The following is a 503-nucleotide window of genomic DNA, read 5'->3' as shown; positions in this document are numbered from 1 at the left end:
CTCGATAAGAATTTGTGTGTTTTTATCTGCACTATTTGTTCCTAATCGAATTTTTTTCAGTTCACTTTTTAATACACCATAAAGATTTTCACTAACAGTTTCCGTAATGTAATCTAACGTCCATTCTTTCTTTTTTTCTTCTCGATAGTTTTTACAGATATCCATAATCGCTTCTCCAGGGAAACGAAGTTTATGTTCAGCCATATAATCTTGGATGTATTGATCCGTTTCTTTATCAAGTGTAATCATACGTCGTTGTGTTTCCATTACTCCTCCACATCTCCCATCAGTTCATATATAATATCGTTCATCTTTTCAATTGATATCGCACATTGTTTCATGATTTCGATGTTCTGATCAATGATTGCTTCTAATCTTTTTTCTCTTACTACTTGCTCATCAAAAAAAGCCAATACTTCGAATTGTTCTTTCAGAAATTGTTGGCGAGACATCCCATTTTCTTGCGCTAGTTAATCAACTTTTTGCATAGCAACCGGATCAAT

1 protein-coding gene and 1 pseudogene are annotated in these 503 nt (G+C 33.4%); both read right to left on the bottom strand.

Annotated elements, in window-relative coordinates:
* Positions 1-267, bottom strand: a pseudogene (locus RB298_RS26545) (hypothetical protein); the annotation flags it as partial.
* On the bottom strand, positions 267-452 hold the full coding sequence (locus RB298_RS26540; RefSeq protein ID WP_486049342.1) for a hypothetical protein: 186 nt from the start codon (positions 450-452) through the stop codon (positions 267-269). The gene RB298_RS26540 and the pseudogene RB298_RS26545, both read right to left, overlap by 1 nt.
* Positions 453-503: the final 51 nt, after the last annotated feature.

It is taken from the genome of Priestia sp. BR_2, assembly GCF_041954005.1.
Taxonomy (GTDB): domain Bacteria; phylum Bacillota; class Bacilli; order Paenibacillales; family Paenibacillaceae; genus Paenibacillus_AQ; species Paenibacillus_AQ lautus_A.
This window is presented reverse-complemented; position numbering and strand designations above follow the sequence as displayed.